The 19,170-nt window shown below is 53.1% G+C and carries 22 protein-coding genes, 1 tRNA gene and 1 other annotated feature; of the genes, 16 read left to right on the top strand and 7 right to left on the bottom strand.

Annotation, left to right across the window (positions count from 1 at the left end; all coding sequences use genetic code 11):
- Positions 1–16: 16 nt before the first annotated feature.
- Both QJQ48_RS18675 and QJQ48_RS18670 read left to right on the top strand, forming a co-directional pair.
- The gene (locus QJQ48_RS18675) at positions 17–412 is read left to right on the top strand and encodes a response regulator (RefSeq protein WP_346292779.1); all 396 of its coding nucleotides are present in this window, start codon (positions 17–19) and stop codon (positions 410–412) included.
- A 24-nt stretch (positions 413–436) separates the two neighbouring features.
- Positions 437–1,765, top strand: coding sequence for a hybrid sensor histidine kinase/response regulator (locus tag QJQ48_RS18670; protein ID WP_346292759.1), 1,329 nt, complete (start codon positions 437–439; stop codon positions 1,763–1,765).
- Between the two features lie 200 nt (positions 1,766–1,965).
- Here QJQ48_RS18670 and QJQ48_RS18665 read toward each other — a convergent pair whose 3' ends face one another.
- Positions 1,966–2,805, bottom strand: a complete 840-nt coding sequence (locus QJQ48_RS18665) for a basic amino acid ABC transporter substrate-binding protein (RefSeq protein WP_346292758.1) — start codon at positions 2,803–2,805, stop codon at positions 1,966–1,968.
- A gap of 217 nt (positions 2,806–3,022) precedes the next feature.
- Here QJQ48_RS18665 and QJQ48_RS18660 point away from each other — a divergent pair, with 217 nt between their 5' ends.
- On the top strand, positions 3,023–3,787 hold the full coding sequence (locus QJQ48_RS18660) for an amino acid ABC transporter ATP-binding protein (protein ID WP_346292757.1): 765 nt from the start codon (positions 3,023–3,025) through the stop codon (positions 3,785–3,787).
- On the opposite strand, the gene QJQ48_RS18655 is transcribed toward QJQ48_RS18660, so the two are convergent.
- From QJQ48_RS18655 to QJQ48_RS18645, 3 genes are all read right to left on the bottom strand, one after another.
- Complete coding sequence (locus QJQ48_RS18655) at positions 3,784–5,790, bottom strand: cation:proton antiporter (protein WP_346292756.1); 2,007 nt, start codon at positions 5,788–5,790, stop codon at positions 3,784–3,786. The two genes, QJQ48_RS18660 and QJQ48_RS18655, sit on opposite strands and share 4 nt — an antisense overlap.
- A gap of 274 nt (positions 5,791–6,064) precedes the next feature.
- On the bottom strand, positions 6,065–7,219 hold the full coding sequence (gene mltA, locus QJQ48_RS18650; RefSeq protein WP_346292755.1) for a murein transglycosylase A: 1,155 nt from the start codon (positions 7,217–7,219) through the stop codon (positions 6,065–6,067).
- 53 nt (positions 7,220–7,272) lie between these two features.
- Complete coding sequence (locus QJQ48_RS18645; protein WP_346292754.1) at positions 7,273–7,527, bottom strand: hypothetical protein; 255 nt, start codon at positions 7,525–7,527, stop codon at positions 7,273–7,275.
- Between the two features lie 244 nt (positions 7,528–7,771).
- Here QJQ48_RS18645 and QJQ48_RS18640 point away from each other — a divergent pair, with 244 nt between their 5' ends.
- From QJQ48_RS18640 to QJQ48_RS18620, 5 genes are all read left to right on the top strand, one after another.
- Positions 7,772–8,248 (top strand): hypothetical protein, encoded by a 477-nt coding sequence (locus tag QJQ48_RS18640; protein WP_346292753.1) that lies wholly within the window; start codon positions 7,772–7,774, stop codon positions 8,246–8,248.
- Between the two features lie 16 nt (positions 8,249–8,264).
- Positions 8,265–9,152 (top strand): hypothetical protein, encoded by an 888-nt coding sequence (locus QJQ48_RS18635; protein ID WP_346292752.1) that lies wholly within the window; start codon positions 8,265–8,267, stop codon positions 9,150–9,152.
- A gap of 145 nt (positions 9,153–9,297) precedes the next feature.
- Positions 9,298–10,308: a PstS family phosphate ABC transporter substrate-binding protein gene (locus tag QJQ48_RS18630; RefSeq protein WP_346292751.1), complete on the top strand. Its 1,011-nt coding sequence runs from the start codon at positions 9,298–9,300 to the stop codon at positions 10,306–10,308.
- A 143-nt stretch (positions 10,309–10,451) separates the two neighbouring features.
- Positions 10,452–11,291, top strand: coding sequence for a hypothetical protein (locus QJQ48_RS18625; protein ID WP_346292750.1), 840 nt, complete (start codon positions 10,452–10,454; stop codon positions 11,289–11,291).
- Positions 11,292–11,391: 100 nt separating this feature from the next.
- Positions 11,392–12,396 carry a hypothetical protein gene (locus QJQ48_RS18620; RefSeq protein ID WP_346292749.1) on the top strand — a complete coding sequence of 335 codons (1,005 nt, stop codon included), beginning with the start codon at positions 11,392–11,394 and terminating at the stop codon, positions 12,394–12,396.
- Here QJQ48_RS18620 and map read toward each other — a convergent pair.
- Together map and QJQ48_RS18610 are read right to left on the bottom strand one after the other, a co-directional pair.
- Positions 12,393–13,232 carry a type I methionyl aminopeptidase gene (map, locus tag QJQ48_RS18615; RefSeq protein ID WP_346292748.1) on the bottom strand — a complete coding sequence of 280 codons (840 nt, stop codon included), beginning with the start codon at positions 13,230–13,232 and terminating at the stop codon, positions 12,393–12,395. The genes QJQ48_RS18620 and map overlap by 4 nt on opposite strands.
- 37 nt (positions 13,233–13,269) lie before the next feature.
- On the bottom strand, positions 13,270–13,749 hold the full coding sequence (locus QJQ48_RS18610; protein WP_346292747.1) for a cupredoxin domain-containing protein: 480 nt from the start codon (positions 13,747–13,749) through the stop codon (positions 13,270–13,272).
- Positions 13,750–13,963: 214 nt separating this feature from the next.
- On the opposite strand from QJQ48_RS18610, the gene rplS reads away from it, so the two are divergent.
- The 8 genes from rplS to rplL all read left to right on the top strand — a co-directional run bounded on the left by rplS (position 13,964) and on the right by rplL (position 18,117).
- Entirely contained in the window at positions 13,964–14,326 is a 363-nt protein-coding gene (gene rplS, locus QJQ48_RS18605; protein WP_346292746.1) for a 50S ribosomal protein L19, read from the top strand.
- Positions 14,327–14,409: 83 nt separating this feature from the next.
- A tRNA-Trp gene (locus QJQ48_RS18600) sits at positions 14,410–14,482 on the top strand.
- Between the two features lie 219 nt (positions 14,483–14,701).
- Positions 14,702–14,953 (top strand): preprotein translocase subunit SecE, encoded by a 252-nt coding sequence (gene secE, locus QJQ48_RS18595; RefSeq protein WP_346292745.1) that lies wholly within the window; start codon positions 14,702–14,704, stop codon positions 14,951–14,953.
- Positions 14,954–14,992: 39 nt separating this feature from the next.
- Positions 14,993–15,598, top strand: a complete 606-nt coding sequence (gene nusG / locus QJQ48_RS18590) for a transcription termination/antitermination protein NusG (RefSeq protein WP_346292778.1) — start codon at positions 14,993–14,995, stop codon at positions 15,596–15,598.
- A 3-nt stretch (positions 15,599–15,601) separates the two neighbouring features.
- Positions 15,602–16,024, top strand: a complete 423-nt coding sequence (gene rplK / locus QJQ48_RS18585; protein WP_346292744.1) for a 50S ribosomal protein L11 — start codon at positions 15,602–15,604, stop codon at positions 16,022–16,024.
- Between the two features lie 67 nt (positions 16,025–16,091).
- Positions 16,092–16,808 (top strand): 50S ribosomal protein L1, encoded by a 717-nt coding sequence (gene rplA, locus QJQ48_RS18580; RefSeq protein ID WP_346292743.1) that lies wholly within the window; start codon positions 16,092–16,094, stop codon positions 16,806–16,808.
- A 56-nt stretch (positions 16,809–16,864) separates the two neighbouring features.
- Positions 16,865–17,023 (top strand) — a sequence feature (ribosomal protein L10 leader region).
- A 56-nt stretch (positions 17,024–17,079) separates the two neighbouring features.
- On the top strand, positions 17,080–17,649 hold the full coding sequence (gene rplJ / locus QJQ48_RS18575; RefSeq protein WP_346292742.1) for a 50S ribosomal protein L10: 570 nt from the start codon (positions 17,080–17,082) through the stop codon (positions 17,647–17,649).
- Between the two features lie 57 nt (positions 17,650–17,706).
- The gene (gene rplL / locus QJQ48_RS18570; RefSeq protein ID WP_346292741.1) at positions 17,707–18,117 is read left to right on the top strand and encodes a 50S ribosomal protein L7/L12; all 411 of its coding nucleotides are present in this window, start codon (positions 17,707–17,709) and stop codon (positions 18,115–18,117) included.
- A gap of 290 nt (positions 18,118–18,407) precedes the next feature.
- On the opposite strand, the gene QJQ48_RS18565 is transcribed toward rplL, so the two are convergent.
- Complete coding sequence (locus QJQ48_RS18565) at positions 18,408–19,136, bottom strand: energy-coupling factor ABC transporter ATP-binding protein (RefSeq protein WP_346292777.1); 729 nt, start codon at positions 19,134–19,136, stop codon at positions 18,408–18,410.
- Between the last annotated feature and the right edge of the window lie 34 nt (positions 19,137–19,170).

Below are 19,170 nucleotides of genomic sequence, written 5' to 3'. Positions count from 1 at the left end.
AACTGCCATGACCAAAATTCATATTCTGGTTGTCGATGATGAAATAGATGCTGAAATGCTGTTTCGACAAAAGTTTCGTCGAGAAATTAAAGCTCAAAAAATTGATTTTCATTTTGCTCTATCGGCCAACGAGGCATTGGCCTATTTAGAATCCCCCATTGCACAGGCAGAGATTACACTGATTCTTTCAGATATCAATATGCCTGGGATGAACGGCCTTGAGCTACTGCGAGTAATTAAAGAAAAATACCCTAAACTCATTGTCTTCATGGTCACTGCTTACGGCGATGACCAAAGCCAGCAAACGGCTCAAAAGTATGGTGCTCACGGTTTTCTGAACAAGCCTGTTGATTTTAGTCAGCTCAAGCAAGATATTTTTAACCTTGCCCATCATCAATCTGTTTCTAGCTAGTCAATCCATCCAGCAGTCAAGATCATGACCCCTCATATTTTAGTTGTCGATGATGAGCCTGATATTGAAGCGTTGATTACTCAAAAATTTCGGCGCGAAATCCGCCATGAGCAGTACCGATTTACCTTTGCTCACGATGGTTTAGAGGCTTATCAGCAGGTCACTGAAAGATCTGACATCGATATGTTGCTGACCGATATTAATATGCCAGTGATGGATGGATTGGCGCTACTTTCCCAGCTCAATACCCTGGCGCAACCGCCTAAAACAGTGGTCGTTTCTGCCTATGGCGATATGGATAAAATTCGGGCAGCAATGAATAATGGAGCCTTTGACTTTCTCACCAAACCAATCAACTTTCAAGATTTGGCGATTACGCTAGAAAAAACGCTGAAAGCGGTTGCCGAATCCAAAGCCAACCAAGAACGGCTCAATCAGGCCCAGGTGCAACTTGTGCAAAGCGAGAAGATGTCATCTCTAGGACAAATGGTGGCAGGCGTAGCCCACGAAATCAACAACCCTGTCAATTTCATTCATGGCAATCTCGAACATGCCAAAGACTATATCCAGAATTTGACGAGTCTGGTAGATCTATACCGAAAAAATTATCCAAAACCGACCTCTGAAATCCAGGATTACATTGATGAGATTGACCTTGATTTTTTGCGAATAGACCTGATCAGCTTATTAGATTCCCTAAAGATGGGTTCTACTCGAATTCGGAATCTGGTGCTCTCCCTGCGCAATTTTTCTCGCCTTGATGAGGCGGAGAAGAAAGTCGTGGATATCCATGAGGGGATTGAGAGTACGTTGGTAATTTTAAATAATCGATTAAAGGCAACTGCTGAGCGTCCTAAAATTCAAATCATTCGAGAATACGGACAATTACCGCTAGTAGATTGCTATCCTAGCCAAGTCAATCAGGTGATTATGAATCTCCTGACCAATGCAATTGATGCATTGGACGATAAAGATATCAGCCGCTCATTCGAGGAAATTAAAGATAATCCCAGTGTCATAAAGATTCGTACCCGCGTTACTGATGATAACTGGGCTACTGTTGCCATCACAGATAATGGCCCTGGCATTGATGATGAGATCGTTGCCAAGCTGTTTAATCCATTTTTTACGACTAAACCCGTTGGTAAAGGTACTGGATTGGGGCTAGCCATTAGTTATCAAATTGTTGTGGAAAAGCACAGCGGTCGGCTGACCTGTGAGTCAAAACCGGGTGAGGGCACTACATTTAAGATTGGGCTACCTCTTCAGGGCGATCGCCGATCTTGTAGTCATGACGCATCATTTCTTCCACCGGGAACATTTGCTTCAACGCCTGTTCTCCCTTCATCGTGACCAACTACCGCCGCCATACCCTTGCTGGAGGCACTTACTTTTTCACCCTAGTAACCCATCAACGTCGTCCCTGGCTTTGTTCATCCCTGGCGCGCAATATACTTTGGGCAGCCTTCAGCTACGTTCAAACTGCCTATCTATAGCCAAAAACGCCATAATAAAGGGTGCCTCACCTAAGCTAATGAAGCACCCAGCGAGAATTAGAGTGCTGATTCCGGTAGCTCCGGTGGCTCGGCGTCGAACCACTTGCGATAGATTTCGGCATAGGTGCCGTTCTCAATCAGCGTATTTAGGGCCTCATTGACGGCTTCTACGTTCTCAGACTCACTAGGCAAGGCAATGCCATAGTACTCCTCCGTCAGCAGCTCACCCACGACCGTGAGGCCGTCAAGATTGCCAGAGGCGATCGCGTCTAAGGTCACAGGCGCGTCGTTGATCACCGCATCCACGTTGCCGTTAGACAATTCTTGTAAAGCCAGCGGTGCTGAATCAAACGTAGTCAGCTCAGCGCCGGGAATTTCCGCCGCTTTTTCGGCTCCGGTCGTGCCAATTTGGACAGCAATCCTCTTGTCTTCTAAATCTTCTAAGGAAGTGATCTCCTCAGCCGCCTCATCGCGCACCGCGATCGCCAAACCGGCCTTAAAGTAAGGCTGCGAGAAATCGACGGTTTCCTCCCGCTCCTCGGTGATAGTCATAGCGCTGATGGCCGCGTCTACTGTACCCGCCTGCAGCGCCGGGATGATGCCGTCAAAGGGCAGACTCTCAAACTCAACTTCTAGGCCAGCTTCCTCGCCAATAGCCTCCATCAGGTCAATGTCGAAACCCTCTAACTCGCCAGACTCTGACTGAGACTCAAATGGCGGAAAGGCTGGCTCCGTTGCCACGCTTAGGGTACCGCCTGCACTTTCGCTAGGAGCTGCCCCCGGTTCTTCCGTGGCTGTAGGTTCGCTCTCGCCACCGCCACAGGCTGCTAGCACTAGAGTGGCGCTAAGTCCCAGCGCCAAGCCTTTGATTAAGCGAGATCGGCTGATATGCAACATGATTTCTGACCCGTTCTCCTCACATTAAGTTTTGGTTAACTAAGCATTTTAGACGCGATCGCCTCTAATGTCCTAGCGCATTCTTTTGATCTGCCACAGCCAGCTAGCATACAGAACATCACAGTCGTTAACCCAAATACGGTCTGAGATCAGCCGGGGTGCTATGCTAGCTGCCAGCCTCTGGGCGTCAGCCCGATTCTCTCAGGAGAGTAACGCCATGCCTCACGATATGCCCGCCATTCTATTTAGAAATTTAGAGAAGAATTATGGCGCTTTGCAGGTGCTGCGGGGTATCAGCGGCCAGATTCATCCGGGGGAAGTGGTGGCAATCATTGGGTCTTCTGGCTGCGGCAAGAGTACGCTGCTGCGCTGCTTCAACCGCCTAGAGCAGATCAACGGCGGCCAGCTCGTGGTCAACGGCATTGATCTCTCTAAACCAGATCTCAGCCGCAAATATCTGCTAGAGCTGAGGGCTAAAGTGGGCATGGTGTTTCAGCAGTTCAACCTGTTCCCGCACATGAGCGTGGTGGATAACCTTTCTTTAGCACCGCGCAAGGTGCTGGGCAAGTCTAAAAAGGAAAGCCGCCAAACCGCCGAATTTTACTTAGATAAAGTGGGGCTGTCTGAAAAAGCCAGCGCCTATCCTGACCAGCTTTCAGGCGGCCAAAAGCAGCGAGTAGCGATCGCCCGCTCGCTTTGTATGCAGCCAGAAATTATGCTGTTCGATGAACCCACCAGCGCCCTCGATCCAGAACTGGTAGGGGAAGTGCTGCTGGTGATGAAGCAGCTTGCCGAAGAAGGGATGACGATGGTAGTCGTCACCCACGAAATGCAGTTTGCTAAAGGGGTCGCCAACCGGGTGCTGTTTCTCAACAAAGGCCAGGTGGAAGAAGAGGGCAACGCCCGCGAGGTGCTGAGTCATCCTCAAAGCGATCGCCTACGCGCTTTCCTCAGCCGCATGAGTATGGCCGAGGTGGCTTAGATTGAGCCTGGGGCTGATTCTGGCTGGGGTTTGGTAGCAGGCTGACGGCCCGTGCCATTATTGCTAGCAGTCTCGGCAGACTCTCCCGGTGGTGGCGGCGGCGGCGGTTCCACAGTTGGCTGGGGCATGGGCACCTCTTCTACTGCCGGCAGGCGCTCAATGGTTAATTCCTGGCTGATACCGCCAGAAAGGCGCTTAAGCAATTTGGGTTTGGGATCGTGGAGCAGATAGATAATGCGATCGCCCGGCTGCCAGTCATCACTAGCCGCTACTAGCCGCAGCTTCTCCTCACGGATAATTAGCAGCGGCACCAGCTCACCGCTGCGCACCAGTGCCTTAAGATGGGCCTGCTGAAACAGAAAGCCCTCCTGCCGCAGCAGCGTTTCTCCCAGCTTGACTGCCCCGTCTTTGAGATAGGTGTTCCAGGCTTTAATCGGCAGTTCAGATACTAGAGCGTGCTTGATTTTAGCGGTGGCTCCATTGTCCTCCTGTGCCTTGTTGATGCTAGGAAAAACTGCCATCACGCGCGGCGGCTGGAACTCTTCCATGGCCCGCAGCGCCACTACCGCGTTGACTTCGCCATTGTTGGTCATTGCCGCAAAGGTGCCAGCCGAGTCTAATCCTGCTTCTTCTAGCACATCGGCATCGAGAGCACTGCTGCTAAAGACCGTAAAGCCTGCTTGTCTGGCCCGCTCACAGGCTTCAATATCGGTGTCAATTAAAACCACCGATTCGCCATAATCGCGGAAAAGCCGGGCCACCAGCAGGCTAAGGGAGTTGCAGCCCACCAGAACTGCTCCCTGGGCCTGGGTAGAGGTAATCCGCAGCAGCCGGGCAAACCAGCCCGCCGTGACCCCCTGCACCAGCACCGTCATCAAGATAGTGAGAAACACCAGCGCTTTGATCGCATCGCCGCCGTTGATGCCCCGTTCGGTCAGCAGAATGGCAAATAGGGAAGCTACCGAAGCAGAAACGATACCGCGCGGGGCGACCCAGCTTAAAAAGACTTTTTGCCGCAGATTGAGGCCGCTATTCCAGGTACACAGAGCAATATTCAGCGGTCGCACAATCACCATCAGCGCCAGCACCGTCAATACGGCTCCCTGTCCTAGGGCAAAGACACTGGCGATCGACAAATCAGCCGCCAGCAGCACAAACAAAACCGATACGGCCAAAATGGTGAGCTGCCCCTTAAACCGCCGCAGCAGCCGCTCGTCGGGTACAGACAAGGCCCGGACGACAATGCCGGCGACAACCGTTGCCATCAACCCCGACTCATCGCGAATGGACTGGGCGAGGCCAAACAAGCCCCAGAGTCCGGCTAAAACCACCAGGTTCCGCAATTCTTCAGTTAAAAAGCTGGCCCGCTTCAGAAAAATCCCAATCAGTGAACCGCCCAGGGCGCCAATCAGCGCGCCAATCCCCAAGCGCGCTAGCAGGCCGCTGACAACCGCCAACGGGTCAGCATCGCCGTTGAGAATAATGTCTAGAACAACAACGGCTAAAATCGCCCCCACCGGATCGATGAGGACCCCTTCCCCTTCTAAAAGTGTTGCTACTTGGCGATCGACGGGTACCTGTCGCAGCAGCGGGTTAATCACGGTTGGCCCGGTGACGACTACCAGCGAGGCGTAGAGAAAGGCAATCGGCCAGGGAAATTCGCTCAGCCAGTGGGCCGCCATGCCGCCGCCTACCAGGGTGATAAAAATGCCAAAGGTGACTAAATTTCGCAGACTGCCAGAAACGCGGCCTAAGTCCTTCAGCTCTAGGCTCAGCCCCCCCTCAAACAAAACCAGGGCAACGCTGAGAGCCACAATCACCTCTAGCCCAATGCCTAAAAATTCAGGATGAATAATCCCGAAACCATCCCGTCCCAGTAGAATACCGAAAGCGAGCAGAAAAATAATGCTAGGCACCTTCAGCCGTTCTGCCACTACCTGAGCGCTAATCCCGGCTAGGACGGTCAGAACGATTTGAAGCGTAATCTCAAAGGGGGTATCCATAGACGTCTCAGCAGGTGACAGCCACGGTTTCCATTCGGAATCCGGTTGGCCCAGCTCGATTCGCGCACCCAAACCCCGAAGCTAGTTTTGCCAAGATTGCTTGGTTCTTTGACGAAGGCAGTAGCGCCTCTCTCACCAGGTTAACGCGTCTAATTCAGATGGCAACGGGGGTGTTTCTCAGCAGGTCACTCCACAAGACAGTTTTGCTAGTATACCATCCGAGTTTCGTTTCCCAGAGGGTGCGCCTTGTCGCGCCTGGCCTAGCGAACATCGGCTAATCGTCTTTGAGCAGCAGATAGTAGAGCTGTCCTGGCGTATTGATCAGGCCAGCGCGATCGCCCGCATCAGGGCCTGTGCCGACAAACAGGTCAACCCGGCCAGCACCGCGAATCGCGCCGCCGGTATCTTGATCTAAAACGTAGCGGCTAGTGACTGCGGCTCCCCAAGTGCCGTCTGCTTGGCGGCAGGGCAGAGCTACGTTGATTAGCGCCAGCGCGCCGGGGGGCATGAGAGACTTGTCGGTGGCGATGGAGCGGCCAGCACTGACGGGTACCGATAGGGTGCCGATGGGGGGTGAGCCGTAGGTTTCGCGGAAGAAGACGAAGCGCTGGTTGCGGGGCAAATAGGTATCGAGTTCAGCCGGAAACTGGCGAAAATAGTCAATCAAAACGGGCAAAGTGAGGTCTTCTTCTCGCACCTTGCCTGTCTCTATCAGAGCGCGGCCAATGCTGGTGTATTCATATTCAGTTCGGCCAGCATAGCCCACGGTCATCTGGGTGCCATCTGTCAGCTCCAGCCGCGCTGACCCCTGCACCTGAATTAGAAACGCTTCTAGGCGATCGCGCAGCCACACCAGTTCTAGTCCCCGCAGTGGCCCCTGGGATCCCTGCAGGCCGTCGCGGCCCTCTAGCGCTGCTCGCGCCGGATGGGGTAGCGTCCAGGTTTCCAAGGTGGGGGGACGGCGATAGAGCGGGTAGCGGTATTCCGCAGTCGGCACCCGGCTGGCGGTATAGGTGGGTTCAAAATAGCCGGTAAAGTCAACTGTGCCAGCGCCATCGTGTCCCACAGACTGATATAGGACAAACTCCCGCTCAACAGCGGCCTGCAGGGCTGCAGGAGTGGGGCTAGTGCGCACTAGCTGCCGGAAACGTCTGAGGCTGCGGCGCACCCGATCGCGGGTAATACCGGCCACCGGATAGTCAGCGTAAGCGGCAGCGGCTTGGGGTGTCTCTAGGTAGCCGAGGCTGTGGTCAATGGCCTGCAGCAGCGATCGCCAGTCTCCTGGCTCCGCCTCACTCCCCCAAAGCTGTTCGTCGTAGCCCAAAGGGGCGATCGCTTCAGTCTCAGCCACCGTAAAGGCAACGGGCTGCAAGGGCGCTGTCGCTAGGCCCCGGCCACCTGCTACAGCGATGACCAAGCCTAGGCCCATCAGGAAACAAACAATCTGCCTTAGATAGCGCAATTCTCTCGTCTCGTCTGGTTCTAATAGCGCTCGACGCTAGAGCTGAAGACAGGTTCCACCCGGATACCAATAATTTTTGAGGGACGCACTACCATATATTCCCCCGGGTTAATTTTGGGCACGGGTACGCTGATGAAATCATCCGAGCTGGCTTTGGGCATCAGCTCACCGCTGTACCATTTCTGAAATTCCTGAACGGTGGCAAAGCGAACTTCTTCGTGGTGTCCGCCTTCCATCAGCATGTGAATAACGTATTCGCTGGGTGTTCTTGGCATATTCGCTGGCGTTGAATTTCACAGTCCCCATTATGGGCTGAGCTGACTCAAAAATTTCACCGAATCGAGAACGGAGACGTAAATTCTGTCTCACAGCCGCTTTTCTGCCCCTATCAGCTTTGCTAAAACGACGGAAGAAAATATTCTAGAGTCACCTGTATTCAGCAGTCGATCAGATTCTTGAGGGAAAGCCATGCGCCAAAAAGCTATGTTGCGTCAATCGGTTCGATTATCAGTTCGATCTATGGCACCGCTGTTCTTAGCAGTTGTTCTCTTGCTAACGGCCTGCAGCGCCCCTCAGACTGAATCTCGCTGGGAAGAGGCCCAGTCAGCTCCCCCTGCCGCCACCCAGGCCGACGTGCTGCCGGGCAGCCAGTTCAATCAGTATTTTCCGCCGGAGGCAGACGGCTACCAGCGGGTCTACGTGCAGGAAAAGTCGGGTTTTGCTGAAGCCAAGCTAAAGCGAGACGGCGCTGAGCTAGCGATGCTGGCGGTGTCGGATACGGCCAGCAATCCACCGGCAGTAGCGAAGTATGAAAATAGCGATCGCACGATTGCGGGCTATCCGGCTGTGACGCTGGGGGATACGACGACCAGCATTTTGGTGGGCGATCGCCTGCAGGTAAAAGTCCTCTCTAGAGACAGCACTTTTACCGCCGCCGACCGGGAAGCCTGGATTGAAAAGTTTGATTTAGCCGGACTAGAAAGCTTAGTAAAGTAATTCAGAGCAAAACACCATGAGCCAGCCTATTTACGAACTTGTTGACCAACTGCCAGAGCGCAATCTGACGGTGTATGCCCTGCGATCGCTCGACTTTGCTCTGCCCGGCGAGTGGGACAACGTCGTCGGCTTTGAAAACACGATTCGCCAAGTCACAGGGGAAACCAACGAGGCCCTGATTCAGCAAATTGGCGAGCGGGCCATTCAGCTTTTCAACGACAAGTCCCAGGGCTACCAGCGGGCGCTGTGGCTTTACCAGACAATCGACAAAACTGGGGGAGCACTGGGTACTGCCGCTCTGGCAAATAAGGTCGGCGAAAAGGTCTCCCTGCTGGGCTTTCTCAATAAACTGACGCCCAAAGCCGAAAAAGCGCAAACCATCGATCTTAGCCTCAAGCTGGTGACAGAAGTGGTGGCCTTTTGCCAAATCAACGGCATACCTGGCGACAGCATTGGTGACTTTGTGCGCGCTTTAGGTGACTACAGCGGCGAATCCCTCATTCGCATGGCGGCTTTGGTTTCCTTTGACGGCCTGATTCCCCTGGGGCCTAACTTCATCCAACAGGCCCAGCTAGTGCTCAGCCGCCTTGGCCCCAAAGAGCTAGAGGAAAATGGGGCTTTCAAGCGGATTCGCGACCTGATTCCCGGCAGCAATACGGCCCAGCAGCTCGGTTTTATGGAAGCCAGCTTTAACTCAACTAAGGACTGGATGGGCAGTTTTGTGGCGCAGAAGGGACTAACCCCAGAGAAAATCACCCAGAATTTTCAAAAATTCGTCGATATCGCAGACGACAAGCTGGACTATTTCGGCGCTTTTCTCGACATCAGCACCAACTACTACGAACACACCGGTATACAAACCCTGGCGCGGCGTTTGATTGAACGGGCAGTGGCAGAAATTTAGGCCGACGAGCGATCGCCTCACAATTCCTTAACCCAAACACAAAGTTTCTATAAACTATCTAGGGGTTTACCCTTAATCTCCACCCCGTAGCCTGAGTTTTGGCTTGCTTTTGACGCAAAAAAACTTATCGCTGCGGAGTGTTTGTATGCTGAATCGTCGTATTTTCTTAGGAGCGGCTGCTCTAGCTGCGACGCTAGGACTTTTAACCGCGAATACATCAGCTCAAGATAGAACAGAAGTTTTACTCGATGGTTCTAGCACCGTCGGCCCCATCAGTGAGGCAATGGCCGAGGAGTTTATTGCTCAAAACCCCGAAGTTAGCGTAGTTGTTGGTATTTCGGGAACCGGAGGCGGTTTCAAAAAGTTTTGTGCCGGTGAAACCGTCATTTCAGGGGCCTCTCGTCCGATCAAGGATGAAGAAATTGAAGCCTGCGCCGAAAATGGGGTTGAGTATATCGAAGTTCCGGTTGCCTACGATGCCATTACCGTGGTTGTGCCGAACAGCAATACCTGGGCTGATTCTCTCACCGTAGATGAACTCAAGACCATGTGGGAAGCAACGGCTGAAGGTACCGTTACCAACTGGAACCAAATTCGTCCCAGTTTCCCAGATCAGGCTCTAACTCTCTTTGGCCCTGGTACCGACTCTGGGACGTTTGACTACTTCAGCGAAGTCATCATTGATGGTGACAGCCGGGCCGACTACACCGCCAGCGAAGACGATAACGTCATCGTTCTAGGAACAGCGGGCACCCCCGGTAGCCTGGGTTATTTCGGTTTGGCCTACTATGAAGAGAATAGAGATCAGCTACAGGCTGTGGCGATTGACAGCGGCAGTGGCCCGGTTGTTCCCAGCGCTGAGACGGTGAACAACGGCACCTACACGCCTCTCTCCCGGCCAATCTTTATCTACGTTCGCAAAGATGCCTTAGATCGGCCTGAGGTAGAGAGTTTTGTTGATTTTTATCTCAGTGAAGACAACCGCTATCTAATTTCCGATGTCGGCTATGTGCCGCTTTCTGATGACGCCTACCTGCTGGGGCAGGCCCTCGTCGCCCAGGAAATTACGGGTTCCGTCTTCAGCGGTGCCCCGGCTGACAGCAGCGTCATCGCTCTCCTCAACTCCGCTTTTGAGGAAGACGGCGAGAGCGAATAAGCCAAGCTAGCCTGCTAGCCCTGGTGCTATCTGGTGCTATCTGGGGCTATGTGCTGTAAAAGCGGCAGTGCGGTGAGTCCTGGGGCAGCCCTGCGGTGAGTCCTGGGATTTGCCGTCGCAGCTGCGCCTTTATCGCGTGACTGATGAGCGATTTTTCAAATTTGCGGCGATCGCGCTCTCCCCTCTGGCACTGGCTGTATCATCCGCTGGTGATAGTCTCCATTGTCTTGCATGGCCTGCTGCTGGTAGTGCCAGTGCCTTCAGCCTTAGATCCTGAAGCTGAAGTATCTGAAGTAGAGGAACTGCCTGAGCCGGAAGCAGAGATTGTTCCGGTAGATATCCTCAATCTAGCCCCGCCCCCGGTCACGCCTCCACCCCCAGCGGCGAAGCCAACCCAGCCTCCCTCGACTCCGGCCAGAGCGCCAGCGCCACCAGCGGCTGAAAAGCTAGCCCAGCTCCAAGAGTCTCTGACGGACGAGGAGCGACAGGATTTGCAGTCCGATACGGACACTGACGAGAGCGGCGCTGACGAACAGGATTTTAATCAATCCTTGGAGGAAGATTCATCAGCCACATTTGACTACGAAGCTCAAGGCCAATTTTTTGGCAGCTTTGATCAGGTGGACTATGGCAACTTCGATCAGACTGACAAGTGGGATTCTTTATATTCACCGCTGATAGAGAATTACCTAACGCCAGAGCAGCAAAGTCTGTTTTTTGACAGCAACCGGCAACCCGTCGCTGACGTCAGCGTCTTTAAATACATCACCCGCAACGTGGATTTAGTGGCAAAAGAAGACCTGCGACAAACAGCGGCAGCGGCTGGGCTAGGATTTGAGCAGGCCCAGTACGAGCTGTATGGCGGTCAGCGGTTTTATACCCTGAGCAATGCCGATGGCACCCCGGCTGCCTATGTATCTCTGGTAGATCTGAGAGGCGGTACAGCGGTTTTAGTCTGGCAGACAGATCCGCGTCAGTCGTAGTAGTCAGTTTTGATCTTGAATCATCAACGGCAGTTATGGGGCGAATATTGCCCGTTATCCAGCAAGTTCCTAGTTCCCGAAAGAGTGTCCACGAAGAACCATGTCCCCTGTAAATAGGCCGCTGCCAACGCGATCGCTCATAGGTTGGATTCCTCTTGGTTTCTTGATGGCCCTGGGACTTCATGCTCTGGTGCTGTTTATGCCGCTCTCGTCCTCAGAAGAGGTGCCCGTACCGGATCCGGCTGAGCAAGAAACCATCAGCATTTCCCGCGTGCCCCTCAAGGCTGAAGAGTCTCAGACTGAAGAGCCAGCCTCCGGTCCTCAATCTGCGTCAGTGCGATCTGCTCAGCCCCGACCAGCACTTACCCCTCAGCGCCCGCCTCAGGCCAGCTCCCGCTCTGTTCGTTCCTCAGCGCAGACGAATCGCTCCGGTTCATCCTCCGCTCGCCAGCCCAGTCGTCGTCAAACCGCCAACGAGACAGACAGCCGCCGCTCGGCTGCAGCAGAAATTGCGGCTCTCCCTCCCGATAGCACCACCGCTGTGACCAGTCCCGCTGAGCAGCCGCGATCGCCTCAGCCCTCTGAACCAGCGGCCCCAGACAAAGCTCAGGGACTCACCACGCTGCTAGCCTATGCCAAAACCCTAGCGGCTAAACCGATGATTGCCTCAGATGCCCTAGTCAGCTACATCAACTATCTGCGGCGGGCCTATGCCTACAATCCAGCTGACACCACTGCTGCAGAAGCTACCCAGAATCTGAACCAGTGGCTGAACGACATGGCATCGGCGATTCCGGCTGATATGACCCAGCCGATTGAGTCAGAGGTGGCGCTGGCCTATCCGCTGAAGGTGTGTTTAGAACAGGTGCCGCAAACGGCTAACGTAGGGGCAGTTGTAACCACCAGCGGCAGCCTCGCCGCCGATCCGGTACTGCTGCAAAGCACGGGCTATGAAGGTCTGAACGAGAAAGCGATCGCCTTAGTCAAAGAGCAGCCCTTCGACCCTGAAAACTCGCCGCAAGCCTATCTTTACCAAGTCACAGTTGAGTACGATCGCGATCGCTGCTTTCAGCCCCCTGACTCAGCAGAGACAGCCGCCCGCTAAACCAGTGTCCGATCGGTCAAAATCTCGTAGCCAGACGCCGTAATCAAGACCGTATGCTCAAACTGGGCCGAGAGGGAACGATCCACGGTCACAACCGTCCAGCGATCGCTAAGGGTTTTAGTATGCTTAGACCCCGCATTTAAGATCGGCTCAATCGCCAATGTCATTCCCGGCTGTAGCTTCAGGTTGGGCAGTTGGCGAGTCCGAAAATTAAACACGGAAGGGGGTTCGTGCAGATTGCGGCCCACACCATGTCCGGTAAACTCTTCCACCACGCTGAAGCCATTTGCCTGCACCGAGTCTTCAATCGCCCCGGCAATATCCAGCAGCGTATTGCCCGGTTTAGCCTGGTCAATCCCCGCATAGAGGGCCGCTTCAGCCGCGCGAATCAGCTTTTGGGCCGCAGGCTTGACCTGACCAACAGCAATCGTAATGCAGGAGTCACCGTGAAAGCCGTCATAGTACGCCCCAGTATCGACCTTTAACACGTCCCCGGCGCGAATCACCTTGCGCCGCCGTGGAATACCATGTACCACTTCATCGTTAATACAGGCGCAAATAGAGCCGGGAAAGCCATGATAGCCCTTGAAGCTAGGCGTAGCCCCTAGGGCGCGAATACGTTCCTCGGCATAGGCATCTAGGTCAGCCGTCGTCATCCCCGGCTTAGCCTGTTCACTGATTTCCTTAAGAACGGTAGCCACGATGCGGGCCGCCTGCCGCATGGTGTTAATTTCAGCTTCGTTTTTTAGCTCGACGCCCCGAACGCGCTTACGCGGGCGATCGATTACTGGCAGGCGGGGCGAAGCTTTAGCAAGTAGGTTGGTCAAGATGTTCATACGAAAGGGAGTGAATAATAGTCCGGCGACTAGCGGTTTAAGAATCAGAAATAATTAGCTGTCCGACCATGCCGGCTTCAGCATGTCCGGCAATGGAGCAGTGCAGCTCATAAGTGCCCGGCTTCATCGGCACAAATACCCATTCTGCCTGTGCTCCCGGTTTCAGCTCTAGCTCATGGATAGCCCCTTTCACCTCCACGCCAGCAGCTTCTACCTTCTGCGACCAAAGGTTGTCAGCAAAATCCTTGGCCGTGAAATAGTGCTTCTGGCTACTGGGATTCTCTAAAACGAGCTGATAGCGCTGCCCGGCTGTAAACGTTAGCTGCTCTGGTTCAAACTTGAGCGCGTCGGCTTCATTGCCCAAATGCACCTGCACCTCAATTGGATCCTGCTGGGTGATAGCGATCGCCGCTGCATCCTCTGCCCAGCCTAAAAGCAAGCCTAGCCCTGCCGCCACCAGAATTAACAGGCAGAGACTGACACAAAAGACGCGCAGGAGTTGCTGAACAGATTGCATAGCGGCAAAGGGCAAACGCCCAGTAAACAGGATTTGGCGATAGCAAGATTCACTTTTATGTTAAAGCAACGGGTGGTTTAAAGCCTAAGGAGCGATCGCCACAGATACTGACTCTAGCCTTAGATTTTCTGGGGTTCAGTCAAATTAAATTTGAGGGCTAGCCTTTTGGTGATTTTTGACGTAGTATTAAAGACCGTGTGCTTTTTAAGGCCTTATGAACGCTGAAGCAGTTATCCGCTCAATCGAAGCGGAACATCTTAAAAAAGATCTACCCGAAATCTACGTCGGCGACACTATTCGCGTTGGCGTCCGGATTCAAGAGGGCGGCAAAGAGCGGATTCAGCCTTACGAAGGCACTGTAATCGCTATGCGCAATGGCGGTATCAACGAATCGATTACGGTTCGGCGAATCTTCCAAGGCGTCGGCGTTGAGCGGGTTTTCTTGCTCCATGCCCCCCGCGTAGCGAATATCAAAGTGCTGCGTCGAGGCAAAGCTCGCCGGGCCAAGCTCTACTATCTACGCGATCGCGTAGGTAAGGCAACTCGACTCAAGCAGCGGTTCGACCGCCCTGTCTAGGGAAATTTTGCAGTTGTCGCTTCCTAGGGTCAACTTAGCTTTACTATAGACTTAGCAAAGCCAAGCGCTAACCTAGGCTACATGCGTCCTTAGTTCAGTTGGTAGAACGCAGGTCTCCAAAACCTGATGTCCGGGGTTCGAGTCCTCGAGGGCGCGCTGGATCACTGCCATCAACGACTACCCGAAGCACTCGGCGTATTTGATTCAAAGTACTCAAGTGGCTGGACTTCGGGTAGAATTGTTGTTTGGGTGGTTCAAGGTAATGCTGGCAACTCTGCAGTGGCAGGTTGGCTTGAGAGCTAGCTGAAACTGTTCCCATCTTTGAGCAAGCGGTTTGTCCGTCTGCAAGCTTGACGAAAAATCAATAGGTTAGTTGTGGCTAAGAAAGACACAAAATCCGACAAGACAGAAGCCAAGGAGACAGCGGAGGTCAAGACTTCCGAAAGTCGCTTTAGCGCTGCAGACTTCTTGAAGGGGACACAGGAAGAGCTTGGCAAAGTTGTTTGGCCCAGTCGCCAGCAGCTTATCAGCGAGTCAGCCGCTGTCATCTTGATGGTGAGTCTTTCAGCGACTTTTATCTATCTCATTGACAAGCTCTTTGGTTTTGCTTCTAGACAGGTGTTTTAAATGGCTTTCACATCGGATGATTTCAGTTATGAAGAGCCGATGGAGGCGGAAGTTGACTCCCCTGAAGAGGGCGTGTCTAAGGCCAGAGGCCGATGGTATGCCGTTCAGGTGGCGTCTGGCTGCGAGAAGCGGGTCAAGCTCAACTTGGAGCAGCGGATCAAAACGCTAGATGTCGCCAACCGAGTTTTTCAAATTGAGATTCCTCAAACTCCCGCCGTCAAGCTGCGCAAAGACGGCAGTCGTCAAAACATAGACGAAAAAGTTTTTCCAGGCTACGTCTTGGTCAAGATGGTCATGGATGACGAAGCGTGGTCAGTGGTTAAAAACACCCCCCATGTGATTAACTTTGTGGGGGCAGAGCAGCGACGACACTATGGTCGCGGTCGTGGCCACGTCAAACCCATGCCGCTCAGTCCGTCTGAGGTAGAGCGCATCTTCAAGCAGACGCAAGAGCAAAAAGCGGTTGTCAAAGTTGACATGGCTCCGGGAGACAAGATTGTTGTGCTGTCCGGGCCGTTCAAAGACTTCGAAGGTGAAGTCATTGAGGTAAGCCCAGAGCGCAGCAAGCTCAAGGCGCTCCTGTCCATCTTTGGTCGAGATACGCCCGTAGAGCTGGAATTTAATCAGGTACAAAAAGAGAGTTAATCAATGGCGAAGAAGGTTGTTGCAATTATTAAGCTAGCGATTCCGGCAGGTAAGGCTAACCCAGCTCCTCCTATTGGCCCAGCTTTGGGTCAGCACGGGGTTAACATCATGGCGTTTTGTAAGGAATACAACGCCAGAACATCAGAGCAGGTAGGTCTGGTAGTTCCGGTTGAGATTTCTGTTTTTGAAGACAGAAGCTTCACCTTTATTCTGAAGACACCGCCAGCCTCGGTTTTAATCAAAAAGGCCGCTGGCTTAGACAAAGGTTCGGGTGAACCCAACCGAGTCAAAGTAGGATCCATCACGCGGGATCAGCTTCAGGAAATTGCTCAGACCAAAATGCCTGACCTCAACGCCAATGATATTGAGGCAGCGATGAAAATTGTTGAGGGTACTGCCCGCAATATGGGCATCACCATCAGCTAATCAATCCAGAGTTAAACAACTATTCGGGGGAGAGGCTGAGGCTTCGCGATTACCCCAAGGAGTCACTATGTCTAGAAAAACTTCACGTCGGATGCAGGAGCTACAGGCCAAGGTAGAGGAGCGTCTATACGAGCCCCTAGAAGCCCTGCAGCTACTTAAAGAAACAGCAACCGCTAAATTTCCAGAGTCAGCCGAAGCCCACATTCGCTTAGGCATCGATCCCAAATACACCGATCAGCAGCTCAGAACAACGGTAGCGCTGCCCAAAGGAACCGGACAGGAAGTTCGCGTTGCCGTAGTGGCTAGAGGAGAAAAAGTTTCAGAAGCCACTGAAGCCGGGGCTGACATGGCCGGGTCTGAAGAACTGATCGACGAAATCCAAAAAGGCATGATGGATTTCGACGTGCTGGTGGCAACGCCAGACATGATGCCGAAAGTGGCAAAGCTAGGTCGTCTACTCGGTCCTCGCGGTCTGATGCCCTCGCCCAAGGGCGGCACCGTGACCTTCGATTTGGCTCAGGCCATTGAAGAGTTTAAGGCGGGTAAATTGGAGTTCCGGGCTGACAGAACAGGGATTGTTCATGTTATGTTTGGCAAGGCCAGTTTTTCAGCCGATGATTTACTCATTAATCTGAAAGCTTTGCAAGAGACTATCGATCGCAACCGCCCCTCCGGAGCTAAGGGCCGCTACTGGCGCAGCGTCTATGTTTCCGCTACGATGGGGCCTGCCATTGCGATCGATACGTCAGCCCTGCGCGATTTCAAGCTGGGCGAAGCTGCCTAAAAGTTTGCGAATACATCAAAGCCTGAGTCTTAAAGGAGGACGCCGTTTCAGTAATTTCCTAACCGAATAGCCAGCCGTAGACAGTAGGGGCGTCGATCGCTTAATTAGCCTGCCGAGGTTTGGAATCTTTAAGAAGCTTAGGTTTACCTTGCGTAATCCGCAGTTTGAGAGATTACTGAGCCTCGGTCGAATGACTGAGGCTTTGATGTACTGGTGGTTAGGAAGAGATTAGCTTCGTTGTTATCCCCGAATAGAGGAGGTGAAACCCGGTATGGGGAGAACGTTAGAAGACAAGAAGGAAATCGTCGCCGAGCTGCAGAATCTCCTAAGTGAGGCTCAGCTAGCATTGGTGATTGATTATAAGGGGCTAAGCGTAGCCGAGATTACCGATCTGCGTAATCGCCTGCGAGAAAAAGGGGCTGTTTGTAAGGTCACGAAAAATACCCTGATGCGGATTGCCGTAGATGGGGATGAGGCGTGGAAACCTATGCAGCAGTTTCTCAAGGAATCTTCTGCATTTCTCCTAGTCCAAGATGACCTGGGTGGCGCAATCAAAGCCTATCAAGGCTTTCAGAAAGACACCAAAAAAACCACCCTGCGGGGTGGGGTCATGGAAGGGCGGGCGCTAACTGAAGACGATATCAAGGCCATCACTGAGCTGCCTTCTAAGGAAGAGCTGATTGCTCGGATTGCGGGAGCGCTTAAGGCCAATACGACCAAGCTGGCTGTTGGTATCAATGCGGTACCCACCAAGCTGGCCGTCGGTATCAAAGAAGTTCCGGCCTCTCTGACACGGGCCATCAAAGCAGTGGCGGACAAAGATCAGTCCGATGCTGCTTAACAGGGCCAATTTTGTGTTTGTTAGCTAAAACCTTAACTGACTATAGGAAGTTCACTCATGTCTGAAAAAACTGATCAAATTCTAGAACAGCTCAAAACCCTGTCTCTGCTAGAAGCTTCTGAGCTAGTTAAGCAGATTGAAGAAGCTTTTGGCGTCGATGCATCTGCCTCTGCAGGCGGCGGCATGATGATGATGCCAGGTATGATGGCGGGTGCGGCTGGCGGTGCGGCTGCGGCTGAGCCGGAAGAAGAGAAGACCGAATTCGATGTCGTTCTGGAAGAAGTTCCGGCTGACAAGAAGATCGCCATTCTCAAGGTTGTGCGGGCTCTGACCGGCCTGGGTCTGAAAGAGGCCAAGGAAATGGTCGAGTCTGCGCCTAAGGCGATTCAAGAAGCCGTGGCTAAAGAGAAAGCTGAAGAGGCTAAGAAGCAGCTAGAAGATGCCGGTGCTAAAGCTAGCATCAAGTAATAAGCTGTAGGCTGGGCCGTGCTCTTACTTGAGCCAGCCAAAATTTTCTCAATCCCTGCCTGAATTACGGGCAGGGATTTTTTTAGAGTAAAGTCCCAAGTCTTAAGCCTAGGGGAGAGACGGCGCAGAGGAGCGTTTCAAGCTCAGCACCCTTAGGACTTAAGCACTTGACGAGGTTTTAACCGCTCGCGAAATCCCCCCGGCTGTCGCTGCCCCCCTTGATAAGGGGGCAGGGGGGATCCTACCGCTAGTGTCTCAAGTTTTGCACTGCGTAGCTCCTGACCCTTTGCTTATCGCTCAACCCTATGGCTCAGGGAGTGGGGTCGCTCTAGACCGTGGGCTTCCATTAGCGCGGCATCAGCCATCACTTCATCGGCGACCCCATCGGCCACAATCCGCCCCTGATCGAGCAAAATGACGCGATCGCAGACTTCGAGTACGAGTTCTAGATCATGAGAAGACACCAGAATGGTTTGCGAGGCTTCCTGTAAAAAGCGAATGAGGCGGCGGCGCGATCGCATGTCTAGATTGGCACTGGGTTCATCGTAGATTACCAACTGGGGCCGCATGGCTAAAACGCTGGCGATCGCCACCATGCGTCTTTCTCCTCCCGATAGATGGTGGGGCGGGCGATGGCGCAAATCAAATACCCCGGTGAGATGGAGCGCTTCGCAAACCCGTTCCTCAATCGCCTCGCCGGAAAATCCCATATTAGTAGGACCAAAGGCGACATCTTCTTCAACAGACAAGGAAAAAAGCTGATCGCTAGGATTTTGAAAAACCAAGCCAATTTCTGGCCGAAATTTTCCCGGCTGCACGACCTGATCAAAAAGCTGAATTTCTCCCATTTGAGGTATCAGGACGCCGCAGATGGAGAGAAATAAAGTCGTTTTTCCAGCACCGTTTGGCCCAATCAGCCCAACTCGCTCACCTACCGCAATGTTGAGATCAATTCCCTGCAGGACGGCGGGACAATCTGGATAAGCGTAGCCAAGATTGGCGATCTTCAGAGCATCCATACCAGACTGTTTCACCTGAGGATAATCCAGTCTG

The organism is Sphaerothrix gracilis Ecp01 (assembly GCF_030405905.1).
Lineage (GTDB): Bacteria > Cyanobacteriota > Cyanobacteriia > Phormidesmidales > Phormidesmidaceae > Sphaerothrix > Sphaerothrix gracilis.
This window is presented reverse-complemented; position numbering and strand designations above follow the sequence as displayed.

What these genes read in the sequence shown, in the direction of transcription:
- QJQ48_RS18610 (WP_346292747.1), bottom strand. Translation starts at nt 13,749, where the DNA reads ATGCAATCTGTTCAGCAACTCCTGCGCGTCTTTTGTGTCAGTCTCTGC.
- QJQ48_RS18625 (WP_346292750.1), top strand. Translation starts at nt 10,452, where the DNA reads ATGAGCGATTTTTCAAATTTGCGGCGATCGCGCTCTCCCCTCTGGCAC.
- QJQ48_RS18620 (WP_346292749.1), top strand. Translation starts at nt 11,392, where the DNA reads ATGTCCCCTGTAAATAGGCCGCTGCCAACGCGATCGCTCATAGGTTGG.
- QJQ48_RS18635 (WP_346292752.1), top strand. Translation starts at nt 8,265, where the DNA reads ATGAGCCAGCCTATTTACGAACTTGTTGACCAACTGCCAGAGCGCAAT.
- QJQ48_RS18655 (WP_346292756.1), bottom strand. Translation starts at nt 5,790, where the DNA reads ATGGATACCCCCTTTGAGATTACGCTTCAAATCGTTCTGACCGTCCTA.
- QJQ48_RS18665 (WP_346292758.1), bottom strand. Translation starts at nt 2,805, where the DNA reads ATGTTGCATATCAGCCGATCTCGCTTAATCAAAGGCTTGGCGCTGGGA.
- QJQ48_RS18645 (WP_346292754.1), bottom strand. Translation starts at nt 7,527, where the DNA reads ATGCCAAGAACACCCAGCGAATACGTTATTCACATGCTGATGGAAGGC.
- QJQ48_RS18660 (WP_346292757.1), top strand. Translation starts at nt 3,023, where the DNA reads ATGCCTCACGATATGCCCGCCATTCTATTTAGAAATTTAGAGAAGAAT.
- rplS (WP_346292746.1), top strand. Translation starts at nt 13,964, where the DNA reads ATGAACGCTGAAGCAGTTATCCGCTCAATCGAAGCGGAACATCTTAAA.
- nusG (WP_346292778.1), top strand. Translation starts at nt 14,993, where the DNA reads ATGGAGGCGGAAGTTGACTCCCCTGAAGAGGGCGTGTCTAAGGCCAGA.
- mltA (WP_346292755.1), bottom strand. Translation starts at nt 7,219, where the DNA reads ATGGGCCTAGGCTTGGTCATCGCTGTAGCAGGTGGCCGGGGCCTAGCG.
- rplL (WP_346292741.1), top strand. Translation starts at nt 17,707, where the DNA reads ATGTCTGAAAAAACTGATCAAATTCTAGAACAGCTCAAAACCCTGTCT.
- rplA (WP_346292743.1), top strand. Translation starts at nt 16,092, where the DNA reads ATGTCTAGAAAAACTTCACGTCGGATGCAGGAGCTACAGGCCAAGGTA.
- rplJ (WP_346292742.1), top strand. Translation starts at nt 17,080, where the DNA reads ATGGGGAGAACGTTAGAAGACAAGAAGGAAATCGTCGCCGAGCTGCAG.
- map (WP_346292748.1), bottom strand. Translation starts at nt 13,232, where the DNA reads ATGAACATCTTGACCAACCTACTTGCTAAAGCTTCGCCCCGCCTGCCA.
- QJQ48_RS18670 (WP_346292759.1), top strand. Translation starts at nt 437, where the DNA reads ATGACCCCTCATATTTTAGTTGTCGATGATGAGCCTGATATTGAAGCG.
- QJQ48_RS18640 (WP_346292753.1), top strand. Translation starts at nt 7,772, where the DNA reads ATGGCACCGCTGTTCTTAGCAGTTGTTCTCTTGCTAACGGCCTGCAGC.
- rplK (WP_346292744.1), top strand. Translation starts at nt 15,602, where the DNA reads ATGGCGAAGAAGGTTGTTGCAATTATTAAGCTAGCGATTCCGGCAGGT.
- QJQ48_RS18565 (WP_346292777.1), bottom strand. Translation starts at nt 19,136, where the DNA reads ATGGATGCTCTGAAGATCGCCAATCTTGGCTACGCTTATCCAGATTGT.
- QJQ48_RS18630 (WP_346292751.1), top strand. Translation starts at nt 9,298, where the DNA reads ATGCTGAATCGTCGTATTTTCTTAGGAGCGGCTGCTCTAGCTGCGACG.